The sequence below is a fragment of the Proteus sp. GOKU genome, assembly GCF_015475555.1.
Lineage (GTDB): Bacteria > Pseudomonadota > Gammaproteobacteria > Enterobacterales > Enterobacteriaceae > Proteus > Proteus mirabilis_B.
This window is the reverse complement of record NZ_CP034105.1, coordinates 3,907,977-3,922,561: the sequence shown is the minus strand read 5'-3', so window position 1 is coordinate 3,922,561 and position 14,585 is coordinate 3,907,977. Positions and strand designations below refer to the sequence as shown.

At 40.9% G+C, this 14,585-nt stretch carries 14 protein-coding genes; 12 read left to right on the top strand and 2 right to left on the bottom strand.

Features of this window, described 5'->3' with window-relative positions; genetic code table 11:
* Positions 1-2 precede the first annotated feature (2 nt).
* From opp1C to EHE21_RS17925, 3 genes are read left to right on the top strand one after another with little or no spacing between them, the layout of a single operon-like run.
* Entirely contained in the window at positions 3-872 is an 870-nt protein-coding gene (opp1C, locus tag EHE21_RS17935; RefSeq protein WP_088494287.1) for a nickel/cobalt ABC transporter permease, read from the top strand.
* Positions 850-1,665, top strand: a complete 816-nt coding sequence (locus tag EHE21_RS17930; protein ID WP_194951430.1) for an ABC transporter ATP-binding protein — start codon at positions 850-852, stop codon at positions 1,663-1,665. The genes opp1C and EHE21_RS17930 overlap by 23 nt, the downstream gene beginning before the upstream one ends.
* Positions 1,666-1,686: 21 nt before the next feature.
* The gene (locus EHE21_RS17925; RefSeq protein WP_194951429.1) at positions 1,687-2,439 is read left to right on the top strand and encodes an ABC transporter ATP-binding protein; all 753 of its coding nucleotides are present in this window, start codon (positions 1,687-1,689) and stop codon (positions 2,437-2,439) included.
* A gap of 51 nt (positions 2,440-2,490) precedes the next feature.
* Here EHE21_RS17925 and EHE21_RS17920 read toward each other — a convergent pair whose 3' ends face one another.
* Complete coding sequence (locus EHE21_RS17920; protein ID WP_194951428.1) at positions 2,491-2,919, bottom strand: hypothetical protein; 429 nt, start codon at positions 2,917-2,919, stop codon at positions 2,491-2,493.
* Between the two features lie 439 nt (positions 2,920-3,358).
* On the opposite strand from EHE21_RS17920, the gene EHE21_RS17915 reads away from it, so the two are divergent.
* From EHE21_RS17915 to EHE21_RS17875, 9 genes are all read left to right on the top strand, one after another.
* A complete protein-coding gene (locus EHE21_RS17915; RefSeq protein ID WP_088494291.1) occupies positions 3,359-4,945 on the top strand; it encodes an FGGY-family carbohydrate kinase in 1,587 nt (528 codons plus the stop codon).
* A gap of 50 nt (positions 4,946-4,995) precedes the next feature.
* A complete protein-coding gene (locus EHE21_RS17910; protein ID WP_194951427.1) occupies positions 4,996-6,642 on the top strand; it encodes a signal transduction protein in 1,647 nt (548 codons plus the stop codon).
* A 10-nt stretch (positions 6,643-6,652) separates the two neighbouring features.
* Positions 6,653-7,582, top strand: coding sequence for a dihydrodipicolinate synthase family protein (locus EHE21_RS17905; RefSeq protein WP_036914337.1), 930 nt, complete (start codon positions 6,653-6,655; stop codon positions 7,580-7,582).
* Between the two features lie 22 nt (positions 7,583-7,604).
* Complete coding sequence (locus EHE21_RS17900) at positions 7,605-8,657, top strand: sialidase family protein (protein ID WP_088494293.1); 1,053 nt, start codon at positions 7,605-7,607, stop codon at positions 8,655-8,657.
* Between the two features lie 20 nt (positions 8,658-8,677).
* Complete coding sequence (locus tag EHE21_RS17895; RefSeq protein WP_228766714.1) at positions 8,678-9,652, top strand: tripartite tricarboxylate transporter substrate binding protein; 975 nt, start codon at positions 8,678-8,680, stop codon at positions 9,650-9,652.
* A 61-nt stretch (positions 9,653-9,713) separates the two neighbouring features.
* On the top strand, positions 9,714-10,175 hold the full coding sequence (locus EHE21_RS17890) for a tripartite tricarboxylate transporter TctB family protein (RefSeq protein WP_194951425.1): 462 nt from the start codon (positions 9,714-9,716) through the stop codon (positions 10,173-10,175).
* A gap of 19 nt (positions 10,176-10,194) precedes the next feature.
* Positions 10,195-11,712: a tripartite tricarboxylate transporter permease gene (locus tag EHE21_RS17885; RefSeq protein WP_069369516.1), complete on the top strand. Its 1,518-nt coding sequence runs from the start codon at positions 10,195-10,197 to the stop codon at positions 11,710-11,712.
* 54 nt (positions 11,713-11,766) lie between these two features.
* Complete coding sequence (locus EHE21_RS17880) at positions 11,767-12,771, top strand: LacI family DNA-binding transcriptional regulator (RefSeq protein ID WP_194951424.1); 1,005 nt, start codon at positions 11,767-11,769, stop codon at positions 12,769-12,771.
* Positions 12,772-13,026: 255 nt separating this feature from the next.
* Positions 13,027-13,617, top strand: coding sequence for a DUF4291 domain-containing protein (locus EHE21_RS17875; RefSeq protein ID WP_194951423.1), 591 nt, complete (start codon positions 13,027-13,029; stop codon positions 13,615-13,617).
* 50 nt (positions 13,618-13,667) lie between these two features.
* Here EHE21_RS17875 and metF read toward each other — a convergent pair whose 3' ends face one another.
* On the bottom strand, positions 13,668-14,567 hold the full coding sequence (gene metF, locus EHE21_RS17870; protein WP_088494299.1) for a methylenetetrahydrofolate reductase: 900 nt from the start codon (positions 14,565-14,567) through the stop codon (positions 13,668-13,670).
* Positions 14,568-14,585: the final 18 nt, after the last annotated feature.

Sequence of the window (14,585 nt, the reverse complement as noted above, 5' to 3'; positions counted from 1 at the left end):
TGATGTGGCAACTGTTTTGGCAACGACTTGCAAAAGATAAAAGCGCACAACTGTGCTTATTGGTGATTATGATTGTGGTTATCGCAGGAATATTCGCCCCTTGGTTGGCACCGCATGATCCCACATTAACCTCGATACGTTTGAAATTTAAGCCAATGAGTTTTGATTATCCGTTAGGTACGGATAATTTAGGACGCTGTATCTTTTCAAGATTATTGTTTGGTGTAAGAACAACGGTATTTTATGCCTTATTAGCCATGAGTGTGACATTAATAATTGGTTGGTTAATGGGAATGTTAGCCGGATTTTTTCATGGCAAGACAGATACATTAATTATGCGGTTATGTGATGTGGTTTTGTCATTTCCAGCAGAAATTATGATCTTGGCGCTAGTGGGAATAATGGGACCGGGTATTGGTAATATCTTAATTGCCGTTATTTTAGTGAAATGGGCATGGTATGCCAGAATGATCAGAGGGGTTGTTCGCCAATATTCTCATCGTAATTACATTGCATATGCACAGGTAATTGGTGCGCCGTCTAGTCATATTTTACGGCGACATCTATTACCGGTCACTTTCGCTGAAACTATTGTCTTAGCATCAACAGATATTGGTAGTGTTATCTTAATGATATCAGCTCTCTCCTTTTTAGGGTTAGGTGTACAGCCACCCACGCCAGAATGGGGAAATATGCTTAGTGAAGCAAAAAATGTCATGGTATTACACCCAGAGCAAATGTTACCCGCAGGGATTGCCATTACCCTTGTTGTCACCGCATTTAATTTTTGGGGTGATTTTTTACGTGATGTGTTTGATCCCGATAATCGTCAGTCAGTAGGAGAAAAGCATGAACAACTTACTGACGCTTGAGCATGTTTCTATTTTTCATCAAGAAAGTGGAAAAAAGCTGATTGATGATATTTCTTTTTCGATAAAACAAGGACGTACATTAGCGATTGTCGGAGAAAGCGGTAGTGGCAAAAGTTTGATGAGTAAAGCCATTATGGGGTTGCTACCTGAACAATTAGCAATGTCAGGAGAGATTTTTTTTGAAGGAAAGAAAATCAGCCATGAAGCACTTTCTCAACGTCGAGCTTTATTAGGAACATCTTTAGGTGTGATTGTGCAAAACGGCATGAGTGCCTTTGATCCCCTGATGAGAATAGGAAAGCAATTTTGCCAAACTTTAATCTACCATTTTTCCTATTCTAAAAAGCAAGCCATAGAAGAAACTCAGTCGGCATTATCTCATGTTTTTCCTTATCAATTTCAATCTATTATGCAGGCGTTTCCTCATCAATTAAGTGGCGGGCAACTACAACGTGTGATGATTGCGATTGCACTTGCTTTATCACCGAAGCTATTAATTGCTGATGAACCGACAACGGCGCTTGATGCACCACTTCGCCAAGATATTTTAAAATTGCTTCATCATGTCGTTACAACGCATCATTCAACACTGATTTTTATTTCTCATGACTTAGGGCTAGTTAATGAAATTGCCGACGATATATTAGTCATGCAAAGAGGTAAAATGGTTGAATGTGGCGATAAAACAACCGTTTTATCGCATCCAACACAAGAATATACGCGTTATTTAATTAATGCACGCCGACAGCTTTCATTACGCTTCGAGCAATTGATTAATAAAAAAATAGATTAATATCATCATAAAAGAGGGTTTATGTTATTAAACGTTGAGAATATTAGTAAGTTTTATACTCAAAAAAATAACACACTATTTGGTGAAAAAGTGAAGGTTATTGACTCACTCTCTTTTAATATTAATTCAAGTGAAGCCTTTGGTTTAGTGGGTGAAAGTGGCAGTGGAAAAAGCACGTTAGCGCGTTTAATTTGTGGATTAGAATTACCTGACAGTGGCGCAATCTCTTTAAATAATAAGCCCGTTACAAAACGACTTCATCGCCAAGGTATAATTAGTATTGTTTTTCAAGATTATATGACTTCCGTTAATCCGACATTAACGGTGGGCGAAATTATTGCTGAGCCGATTAAAATCATTAATCCAAGTATTAGCCATCAAGCATTGAAAACACTTATTTTTGCTTTTTTAGATAAAGTAGAATTACCTAAAAGTTGCTATACACGTTATATATTTGAACTTTCTGGCGGGCAGGCTCAAAGAGTCTGTTTATGTCGTGCATTAGCGTCTTATCCAAAACTTATTGTATTAGATGAAGCGCTTAGCTCCTTAGATATTCCCACGCAAGTTCAAATATTAGATTTATTAAAACAGTTAAAAGAAGAGTTTACACTCTCTTATCTTTTTATTAGTCATGATATTCAAACGGTGGCTTATTTCTGCGATAAAGTGATGTTTTTTTTACAAGGCAGGAATATTGAATTGTGTGAGATAAATAATTTAGGCAATGTTTCTCATGATTATTCTAAAAAGCTTATTCAATCTGTTATTTAATCAACAAACAGCAATGTCTTTAAGCATTACTGCTTGTTGAATTTAATCTATTTAGAGATTATTCATTAAGTGTTCTTGAACTGCTTTTGCATCATTTGAGGCATTGAAATCGATACCAAAATTCAGCGTGCCTTCTTTGAGTTCAATACTACGCGGTGTTGCTTTAGAACAGGTAATATTCTGTATTTTTTCTTTTACTGTTTCTTGTGCTATTTTCGAGCTATCACAAGTATTAATAACGCCTTTTAACCCTTCGCTACAATAACTATCAACACCTATTGTTTTTAAATCCTCAGCAGTAAATGCAGACCAATCAAAAGCAACTTTTATATTGGCATCACAGCTTTTATTTAAATCGACAACACGAGACTGAATATTCTCTTCGAATTTTTGTTGTAATTCTCTTTCAGCTAATGTCGCTGAAAAAGTAGAAGAGGAAATAAGTAGCAGAGAAAGACTAATAGCAATATTTTTCAACATAATAAATGCTCCAAAAAAGAATATATAAATTTAAGTTAACTCATTAAAAATAAAGTAATAGCGCGTTATAGCAATAGGAATATTATTGTTTTTCTTTATTTCATTATTTTTTGAATAATATCTCTTATTATTAGTGAGATATCTTTTAATAAAATCGTATTTATTGTCGAGATATTAACATTTCAATAAGTGCTTTTACTTATCTTATTAATTAAATGTTCGTTAGTTTCATAACGAACATAATCGATTCAGTACATCATTTAAATAACCCACAAAGCCAAATAAATAAATTATCATTAAAATCATGCAATTATGTTATCTATGTAGATCTGCATCACAAACTAATCTTATTGTGATTGTTTTTTCGTCATGCTCGAATTAACTTGCTAACTCGAAGTAGCAAAAATTAGCATAGCGTTAGCAAATGATGAGGGTTCGCATGGAACAACAATATTTTATTGGCGTTGATGTTGGCTCAGCCAGTGTCCGTGCAGCGGTATTTGATAGCAATGGAAAGCGTTTGGGCTTTTCTGTTCGCCCTATTGCGCAGTTCCGCCCAAAAACGGATTTCGTTGAGCAATCGTCTACCGATATTTGGCAGCAGGTTTGCACTACCGTAAAAGAGTCGGTGGCGTTATCTGCTATTGATCCTATCCATGTGAAATCTATTGGTTTTGATGCCACCTGTTCTTTGGTTGCTGTGGATAAGGACGGTAAAGGGCTTTCTGTTTCACCAAGCGGTAAAGCTGAGCAAGATATCATCATGTGGATGGATCACCGTGCTGTACAAGAAACAGTCACTATCAATCTGACCAATGATCCTTCATTGCGATATGTTGGCGGTGAAGTGAGTATCGAAATGGAATTGCCAAAAATTCTGTGGTTAAAAAATCATTACCCAGAGCGTTATGAAAATGTATGGCGATTCTTTGATTTAGCTGACTTTTTAGTATGGAAAGCAACATCAGGGGATGTCGCAAGTACTTGTACATTAACCTGTAAATGGAACTATTTAGCACATCAGGGACAATTTAGTGAGAGTTTGTTAGCCGATGTAGGTTTGGATGAATTATTAGAAAAAGTACCACAAACCATCCTTGCGTTAGGTGAACAAGCAGGTTGTTTAGATGAATCAGTTGCCAATGCGTTTGGCTTGCACACGGGTGTAATTGTTGCTTCAGGCATTATTGACGCTCATGCGGGTGGCTTGGCATTAACAGCATCACAACCTGAAGGGAGTTTGGCAATTATCAGTGGCACGTCTAACTGCCACATGATTGTGAGCCAATATCCCATTATGGTACCCGGTGTTTGGGGACCTTATTTTGGCGCGATGTTACCCGAATTATGGCTAAACGAAGGCGGTCAAAGTGCTGCTGGTGCGTTAGTTGAATGGTCTATCCGCCGTCATGAATCATGGGCTGAATTAGAGCAAGAAGCGAATGAAAAAGGCGTTAACTACTATGCCTTATTAAACGAAGCCGTCGCTGAATTGGAAGAGAATGAACAATACCCAACAGCACAGTTTCATGTTTTAGCTGACCATCATGGCAATCGTTCTCCGCGCGCAAACCCTGCCGCCAAAGGCATGGTAAGCGGATTAACGCTGGAAAGTGGTCGAGTTGCATTGGCTCGTTATTATCTCGCGACACTGCAATCTATTGCTTACGGTACACGCCATATTATCGACACGCTTGAAGATGCTGGACATCAAATTAATCGTATCGTGATGTGTGGTGGTGCAACGAAAAATCCATTATGGCTACGCGAATATGCCAATGCGACAGGTCGTGAAATTCATTTAGCACAAGAAGAAGATGCAGTGAATTTAGGGGCTGCATTATTAGGTGCAGTGGCATGTAAAGCCTTTGATGATTTCTCTAAAGCTGCCAGTGCAATGGTGCGAGAAGGTGGCATTATCACTCCAGATAGCGACACGTTTGCCTTCCATCAGGCCAAATATCAAGTTTATTTGCAGATGTATCAAGATCAGCAGCGTTATAACGAAATGATGTCGGATTGTTGACCACTAATTTTTCCGATTATGAACCGAGTTTACCTTACCAGGGATATCTTATGTTGAACTTAAATCTACCAAAATTACCGACAACCATCACAGCAGGTCAGAAAGAGATCCTGATGGTCACCAACGCAGACTTACGCGAGCCTGCAAACGTAACGTGCTGGCCTGTACAGAAAAAATTTGAAGATAAATTGGCTGCAGCATTAGACGCTCAAGGTTACAAAATGAAGCGTGCTCATGAAATTAATGAAGCTCGCGGTCATGGTTTTATCAGCAGTCAGCGTGAAGGTTGCGATATGTTTGCCGCAATCGATCCTGATGCACCGGTTATTGTGTTATTAACCGCATGGCAATATTCACACCATATTGCCTCTTCATTAGCACATCATCGTGGCCCTATTTTACTGCTGGCTAACTTTGATGGTACATGGCCGGGTCTGGTGGGCATGTTGTGTTTAGCGGGTACGATGACCAGTTTAGGTAAAAATTATTCACGTTTATGGTCAGAAGAGTTTGATGATGAATTCTTTGTAGATGGCTTAGCAACTTGGTTGAAATATGGTTATGTAAATCATAAGCTTAGCTATCTTACAGATATTGCGCCAACACACAGGGTAATGGCGACAGAAGCTGGCGAAGTGGGTCGTAAAGTCGGCGAATACATAATTAAAAATAAAGAAATAATCGGTTTGTTCGATACATTCTGTATGGGAATGATTAACGGGGTCTTCCCACAACAGGCAATGATCAATATTGGTATGCCAATTGAATCCCTTTCTCAATCTGCGTTACTGGTCGAAATGGCAAAAGTACCGACAGAATTAAGAGAGGCATGTTTACAGTGGTACGAAGATAACGGGATGACGTTTATGTTTGGTCAAGATGACAAAACTGAACTCACTCGTGAACAAGTGATGGAGCAGTGCGCCATGATGATTGCAATGGCGCGTTTCGTAAAACGTTTTGGTCTAACAGCGGTGGGTGTGCAATATCAGCAGGGCTTAAAAGATTGTTGCCCAGCGTCTGACTTTGCTGAAGGTGCGATTGGTTCAACCGCGCGTTTCCCACTGCCAGATGAAAACGGCGAGATTATCTGCCCTAACACGCCAATTCCTTGTATCAACGAAGTGGATATGGGTACGGCTATTCCTCAAACGATGTTATGGCGTTTATTAACATCATTAGGATTACCTGCTGAAACCACACTACATGACATTCGTTGGGGTAGTGAGTATGAAGGAACATTCTACTGGGATATGGAAATTTCAGGCTCTGTTCCTTTTGAACACCTTAAAGGTGGCCTAAAAGGCGCAACAGGTTATCGTCAGCCTCCGATGTTCTTCCCTAAAGGGGGTTCAACTATCGCAGGTCAAGGCAAAGCAGGGCGCTTATTATGGGGCCGTGCACACTATGAAGGTACTGATGTGATTATGCATATTGGTACAGGTGTGGCTGTGGAGTTACCTGAAGCAGAATTTGAACGTCGCCGTAAAGCAACTAACTACGAATGGCCATTATTAAACTGTACGTTAGATGGCGTAACTCGTGATGACCTTATGGCGGGACATCAAAGTAACCACATTACTGTGGCTTATGTTGATGAAGATAAATTGGCGTTTGTGCTAAAAGCATTTGTTGCTCAAGCACTGACTCAAGGTATCCAAGTGAAAGTGGCAGGTGATGCCATTAACTTACTGTAAGGAATTGATGATGAGTCAGCAAAAATACGTCGGTGTTTGGCCTGTTATGCTAACCCCTTTTGATGCCAAAGGGGAGATTGATTGGGCGTCATTAGAGCGCCTTGTAGACTGGTATATTGATTCTGGTGTACACGGACTCTTTGCCGCCTGCCAATCAAGCGAAATGTTTTATTTAAGTGATGAGGAAACTCAAGCACTCACCCGTTTTATCGTTGAAAAAGCAGATGGAAGAGTACCTGTAGTTGCTTCTGGTCATACTGCAACAGCATTAAGTCAGCAAAAAGAACAATTGCAGGCAATGGCTGGCACAGGCGTCGATGGCGTCATTATGATCAGTAATCGCTTGGCTCTAGTCGGGGAGTCGGATGATAAAGCGCTGGAAACACTGCAAGTCTTAACCAATGTGGTACCAAAAGAGATTGATTTGGGTATCTATGAATGCCCTTATCCTTACAAACGTTTGTTATCTGAGGAAATTGTAGAGTGGTGCGCACAAAGTAATCGCTTTACCTTTATCAAAGATACGTGCTGTTCTCTTCCGATGATAGAACGTCGTTTGGCATTATCAAAAGGGACTCGCTTGCATCTTGCAAACGCCAACAGTCAAACGCTATTAGCTTCATTCCAAGCAGGATGTCAGGCATATAGCGGTGTAATGGCAAACTTCCATCCAGAGCTTTATGTTTGGCTTTATGAGAATTGGAAGGATAAACCAGAGCAGGCTGCGGTGTTAGCAGATTATTTATCAACAGCAGCGATGACCGAAACACTGGATTATCCAGCATGCGCTAAATATCATCAGCGCCTGATTGGTAACTTCAGCACACTGGTCTGCCGTTCCCGTAACAGCAGTCAGTTTGAAAACTCATTTTTCCCTTCTGCCGTCAATAGCATGACTGCATTGGGTGAGAATATGAAGAAGTGGCTTTCGTTAGATTAATTTAGGACACAGGAGTAGGAATATGCCTTTCGTGATGAAGGAAACCCAGTTTGTGCTTGATAATGCACATTCACTTTTTAATCACTGCCATGCTTCAACGATTGTGCGTGTGCCTAACTCTGAGCGTTTGTTAACCGCTTTTTTTGCTGGCGATAAAGAAGGTAGCGGTAATACCGCTATCTGGCTGGTAATGAAAGAGGGTGATCATTGGCAACACGCTCAACCTGTTGTTAAAAATCCGGGTGTTGCGCACTGGAATCCAGTTTTACATGTTGACCCATCAACAGGTAATATCTGGCTGTTTTATAAAACGGGTCCCGATGTACATAGTTGGACGACCCAATACGTTATCTCGAAGGATGGCGGAAATAGCTGGAGTTTACCGAGTGAATTGGTTTCTGGTGATGTAGCACCTAGAGGTCCTGTGAAAAATAAAGTGTTAGTGATGTCGAATGGCGAGTGGTTGGCACCGGGATCGGTTGAGGATGACCAATTCTGGGATGCGTTTGTCGATATTTCGAGTGACAACGGTCAACACTGGTTGCGAGTAGATATTCCAATTGAACATCATAAAGGTGAACAAGCGGAACATGAAATCTGGCAGGGTTTAAAGGACGATGCCTTATGGGAGACTGATCTACAACGCGTTTTTCAATGGGATGGCGTGATACAGCCAACACTATGGGAATCCCGGCCTGGGCATGTGCATGCCATGATGCGGAGTACGCGCGGTACTATTTATCGTAGCGATTCAACGGATTATGGGCGCAGTTGGTGTCCAGCTTATGCAACAATATTACCAAATAATAATAGCGGCATTGATGTCGTCTCCTTCGCAGATGGTCAACTGGCATTGGTGTATAACCCGAATTCAGGTAACTGGAGTCGTCGTTATCCAATCTCTGTTAGTCTTTCATCCGATAATGGCAGTACTTGGTCTGAACCATTCGATTTACTCGATGGGGAAGGCGAATTTTCATATCCAGCTATTATTGCTGAAAACAATACCCTACACGTGACCTTTACTTGGAATCGAAAAAACATTGTTTATCAGCAGTTAATGGCTACTCAATAAAAATGTGGAGAAAGGGTTTTATGAAAAAGAGTCTACTCGCAGCGTTGGCGATTACGATGACACTGGGCATGGGGAACGCAGTTGCCCAACAGTTAACGTATCCTACAAAAAATATTGATGTTGTCATCCCGAAAAACCCGGGCGGTGGTACTGATACTTCAGCACGTACTATCATTGAATTTGCAAAAGATGTCATGCCAGCGGGACGTATTTTCGTTCCTGTGAATAAGCCAGCTGGTAATGGTTTAACTGGTCTGATTGAAGTTGCTAATGCGCGTCCAGATGGCACGAAATTAGTGATGACAACCGTTGAACTTGCGATGTTCCCACACCAAGGAAAATCACCAGTTACTTATAAAGACTTCACCCCAATCGCAACAACTATCGCTGATCCAGTCGTGTTAGTTGTTAATGCAGAATCACCTTATACCACGTTACAAGAGTTTATCGATGGCGCGAAAGCGAATCCGGGTAAACTGAAAGTGGGTAACTCAGGTATGGGTGCTATTTATCACTTAGCTGGCGTTAATATCGAACGTACCACTGGCGCTAAATTTAACCATATCCCTTACAACGAAGGTACAGGCCCTTCAATCGCTGCTTTAGTGGGTAACCACATCGATGGCGTCTTAACCACTCCGGGTGCCGTTAAATCTCAAGTTGATGCCGGTATTCTACGTGTTCTTGGTGTAATGGATGAGCGTCGTTTCCCATTATTCCCAGCAGTACCTACTTTCAAAGAAGCATTAAAATTAGACACTAACGTGAAAATGCGTGCTTGGGCAGTATTAGCAACAACCGCTAATGTGCCTGATAACGTGAAGAAAGAGTTAGTTGATGCATTCTCTGAAGTAGTTCAAAAACCTGGATACCAAGAAGCACTGAAAAAACAAGGTATTATGCCTGTATTTATCACTGGTGACGATGCTTACCAAATGATGAAAGAAGACCACGAGATGTATGCTGAGTTAATTTCAGCAACCCTGAAAAAATAACTTTTCTAATATTATAAACCACCCTACCTGTTATGGCAGGTAGGGTCGGGGAGATCCCGACATGACAAAAATCAATACAATCATCGGTGCGATTTCAGTGGCTTTCGGGGCACTAATTATCTATCTCTCCCGTGATATGAGCATGTTTGATGATTATGGTGTGCCTGGGGAGCGTTTTTGGCCTTATGGTCTTGCCATCTTATTTATTTTACTGGGGATTTTTCAATGGATTAGTATTGTGGTTGATAAAATCAAACACGTACATAAGTCTGTTGACCTGAGTTCTACCGCAGTTAAACGCGCTTATGGTTTAGGCATCTTTATGTTGGTCTATGCCGCAGGTCTGCACTTTTTTGGCTTTATTATTCCGTCACTGCTTCTTATCCCGGTCATTATGTGGCTGATGAATGAAAGAAAACCTATCGCACTGGTTATTATTCCGGTTGTAATGGTTGCCGCCGTTTATGTCTTCTTTGACATTATCTTTAATTCACCTCTGCCAACCTCCGTCTTTTTTGAGTAAGCGGTAAAGGAGCTTTGAGATGGAAATACTAGACGCTTTAATGGTCGTTTTCAGTCTGGAAACGATAACGATGATCCTGTTAGGGGTATTTGCGGGTATTATTATCGGCGCATTACCGGGCCTAACAGTGAATATGGGGATTGCATTACTTCTCCCATTAACTTACTCCTTCCAAGGAATGACGGGTATCCTCCTGTTATTAGGAATGTATTGTGGTGCCGTTTACGGTGGCTCAATTACTGCGATATTGATTAGTACGCCGGGTACTCCCGCTTCTGCTGCAACGGTATTGGATGGTTATCCAATGGCGAAAAAAGGTGAAGCAGGAAGAGCGCTGGGTTTATCTACGATGGGGTCTATGTTTGGGGGGATTTTTAGTACGATTGCCCTGATCGTTATTGCGCCTCAATTAGCAAAAGTAGCAACAGGTTTCTCTGCGGCTGAATATTTTGCACTGGCGGTATTTGGCATAAGTATTATTACCAGTGTATCATCGCAATCGATTGTGAAAGGATTAATGGGTGGCGCGATAGGTTTGGCTATTGCGACAATTGGACTTGATCCAATGACATCTGGACCTCGTTTCACCTTTGATACTGTGTACCTGATGGGTGGGGTTTCATTTATTCCTATCTTGGTTGGTCTGTTCGCTTTCTCTCAAGGCTTGATTAGTTTTGAAGAAGAGTACCGTGAACGTAAGCAGAAGAAGAGCGAAAAAATTAACGCGCGTATTCACCGAGTCTTACCAACATGGGCTGATTTTAAACGTGTGTTACCAACTTATTTTCGTTCATCTGCCATTGGTACAACGATTGGTGCAATTCCGGGAACGGGCGGAGATATCTCATCATTTATCTCTTATAACGAAGCAAAACGTTGGTCTAAACACCCTGAAGAGTTTGGTCACGGTTCGCCAGAAGGTGTTTCTGCACCAGAAGCCGGTGCAAACTCAGTAACAGGCGGAACCATGGTGCCTTTAATGACCTTAGGTATTCCGGGTGATGGTGCAACTGCCATTATCATGGGTGCATTTATGGTTCAAGGATTGGCATTAGGGCCTCAGCTCTTTACTGACAATCCAGTTGAAGTTAACAGCATCTTTATTGGCTTGATGATGGCGAATATTTTCCTCGGTATCTTAGGTTTCTTATGTATGAAACTCTTTGTTCGAGTGATGGATGTTCCGCGTCGCGTATTAGTACCAATTATCTTTGTATTATGTAGTGTAGGTGCTTATTCTGTGAACCATAGTATCATTGATGTATTCGTGATGATGGGGGCAGGGTTACTCGCTTACATTATGATTAAGCTCGATTTCTCCATGTCTCCTGTGGTTATTGGGATTATCTTAGGGCCGATGGCTGAATCAAACTTACGTCGTGCTTTAATGATGTCTCAGGGTGATTTATCTATCCTGTATACACGCCCGATTACAGCGACATTCTTAGGTATTGCGATACTGACGTTGATCCTACCAATTATTGGACCTTCGTTAAAAGCGATGTGGAAGAAATACCGAGCGAAGCCGGCTCAGTAAAGGTTAACTGGCCCTCATCATTAAGATGAGGGCAATATCAATGATGGAATATTAATGGCAAAAACAGTTGAACAGATTGCAAATGACCTGAATTTGTCTATTACCACAGTCAGATTGGTATTAAATGGCAAAGGTGATCAATACCGGATCAGTGCAAAAACGCAAAAGAAGATAGCGGACTATGTTGAGGTGTTTGGTTATACCGTCAATCATGCAGCTAGAAGCTTAAAGCTTAATAAAACAGATACCTACGGATTGGTTATCCCTCGTCTTTCTAACCCATTCTTCGCCGCTTTGGCTGAAAAATTAGAGATGCATTGTCACCAAATTGGTTGTCAGCTAACGATTAGCTGTACCTATGGTGATATCAAAAATGAAAATAAGCTCGTTAAATCAATGGATGAGCGTAATGTTGATGGTATTTTCATTGTGTCATCAAGCCGTAAAAATCAGCTACATCATGTGAAGCATCGTCAAAAACCATTGGTTTTTTTAGATAGAGATTTCTCTGTCAGTGAGGCTATTTGTGTCGCTTCAGATAACTGTGACAGTGGTGCGCAACTGACAAGAGCGATGATAAAGCGAGATGTACCAATTCATTTTTTTGCGGGTGATGCATTATTACCCACCATCGCAGCGCGTTTGCGCGGTTATGTGCAAGCCATAAAAGGGCATTATGGTGATGATAATCGTGTCACTGTCTCTTATGCTGAGCATAATACGACCAAAGATGGTGAGCAGATGATGAAACAGTATTTAGAGCAACATCAGCAAATACCTTCTCATTTTATTGCCTCATCATTGCCTATTCTTGAAGGTTTATTGAGTGTTATCCGTCAGCGTGAAGGAAGTATTCCTGCTCATCTTCATATCGGTACATTCGATGATCATGTGATGCTCAGTTTTTTACCTAATAATGTGTGGTCAATGAAGCAAGATGAAGCGTTATTAGTCGAAAAAGCCTTTGAAATCATGTCTGCAAAGATAGCCGGCACCGCAGTTAAATCCCCTGCATTAATAAAAACACAACTTATCGAGCGCCTAATTTCTACCCAATGAGTCAATTAAATCGCTTATTCGCCTCACTTTGTGAGTAGATTAGCCGGATTAATTGACTCATCACTGTATAAATAAAACACAATAGGAACATTAGTCTGTTCGTTTTATTGTTATTCTTTTTTTACTTTTACAAATGCGCGCTACTCTACTTATCTCGTTTTAACAAAAATAGGGGCTCTTGATTATCTGCAATCAGAGGCTCATAATTTAAGCGGATAGTTCCATTTTATTAATATAAAAGGATATTAAAGAAAGATGAACGATGATGTTGACCGATGTCCTGAGTGTGAAGTAAGGGCGTATTATACGAATGATTTTGTTCGTGTTTATCAAGCCTATTCAAATACTATTGCTCAGAGCGCAGTCGCAAACGGAACATTTGTTTCGCCCCCTTTTAGTATGACCCGCATGACTTGGGTAAAACCTTCCTTTCTTTGGATGATGTACCGCTCTGGTTGGGGACGTAAAGACGCTAATCAAGCTTCTATTCTTGCGGTTGATATTACGCATGGAGGCTTTCAAGAGATGCTGACACAAGGTGTTGTGAGTCATTTCGATCCAGACCGCTATGCCAGTGCTGAAATGTGGAAAGAAGCGTCAGAAACCAGTAATATCCGCATTCAGTGGGATCCTGAACGTGATATTTATCTGAATCGACTCAGTTATCGCACCATCCAAATTGGTTTGCGAAATCAAGCAGTTGAAAAATATTGCAAAGAGTGGATTGTGAATATTACGGATATTACCGATAAGGTACATAAAATAGATGCTTGTATTGCTAATGGTGATCTCGACACCGCATACAGCCTATTACCGGTAGAAAAACCGTATCACTTTGGTGAGTAATTCATCAAGATGTCACCCCGCTTAATTGGCGGGGTAATTGTAAGATAGGATCAGGCTTGCACAAGTTCAGGACGAACACCTAGCGTATGGCAAATAGCATAGGTTAATTCTGAACGATTAAGTGTATAAAAATGGAAGTCTTTGACGCCTTCACGGCTTAAAATCTTCACCATATCAATCGCAATCGAAGCACCTACCAGACTACGTGTTTCAGGATCGTTATCTAACCCATCAAACATTTTATGCATCCAACCCGGAATTTTCACATTGGTTAAACCCGCAAAGCGTTTTAGTTGTTTAAAATTCGTGACAGGTAAAATTCCCGGCACAATCTCAACATCAATACCTGTTGAAACACAGCGATCACGAAAACGTAAATAGCTTTCGACATCAAAGAAAAATTGAGTGATCGCGCGATTTGCCCCCGCATCGACTTTTCTTTTTAAGTTAATTAAATCTGCTTGTGCACTTTTTGCTTCAGGATGCACTTCAGGATAAGCCGCAACAGAGATATCAAAATCACCCACGCCTTTGAGTAAGTGAACTAAATCTGTGGCATACATATCGGGTTTTTGAGAGTTGTCTGGTAAATCGCCTCGTAAGGCAACAATATGTCGAATGCCACTTTGCCAATAATCTTGTGCGATATGTTGTAGCTCTTCACGGCTAGCATCAACGCAAGTTAAATGCGGTGCAGCTTCTAATCCTGTGCGCTCTTTAATTCCTTTAATAATCGAGTGAGTTCTATCTCGCTCGCCTGAGTTTGCACCATAAGTCACAGAAACAAAGCTCGGTTTTAAGGTATTTAAGCGCGCAAGAGATTGCCAAAGAGTATTTTCCATCTCTTCGGTACGAGGCGGGAAAAACTCAAAGGAAACTTGGATCTGACCATCAAGTTCGGCAAGATTTTGATTTAATGCTTCATGTTGGCTTGCGTGATAAAAGCTCATACCTGTACCTCATCAATC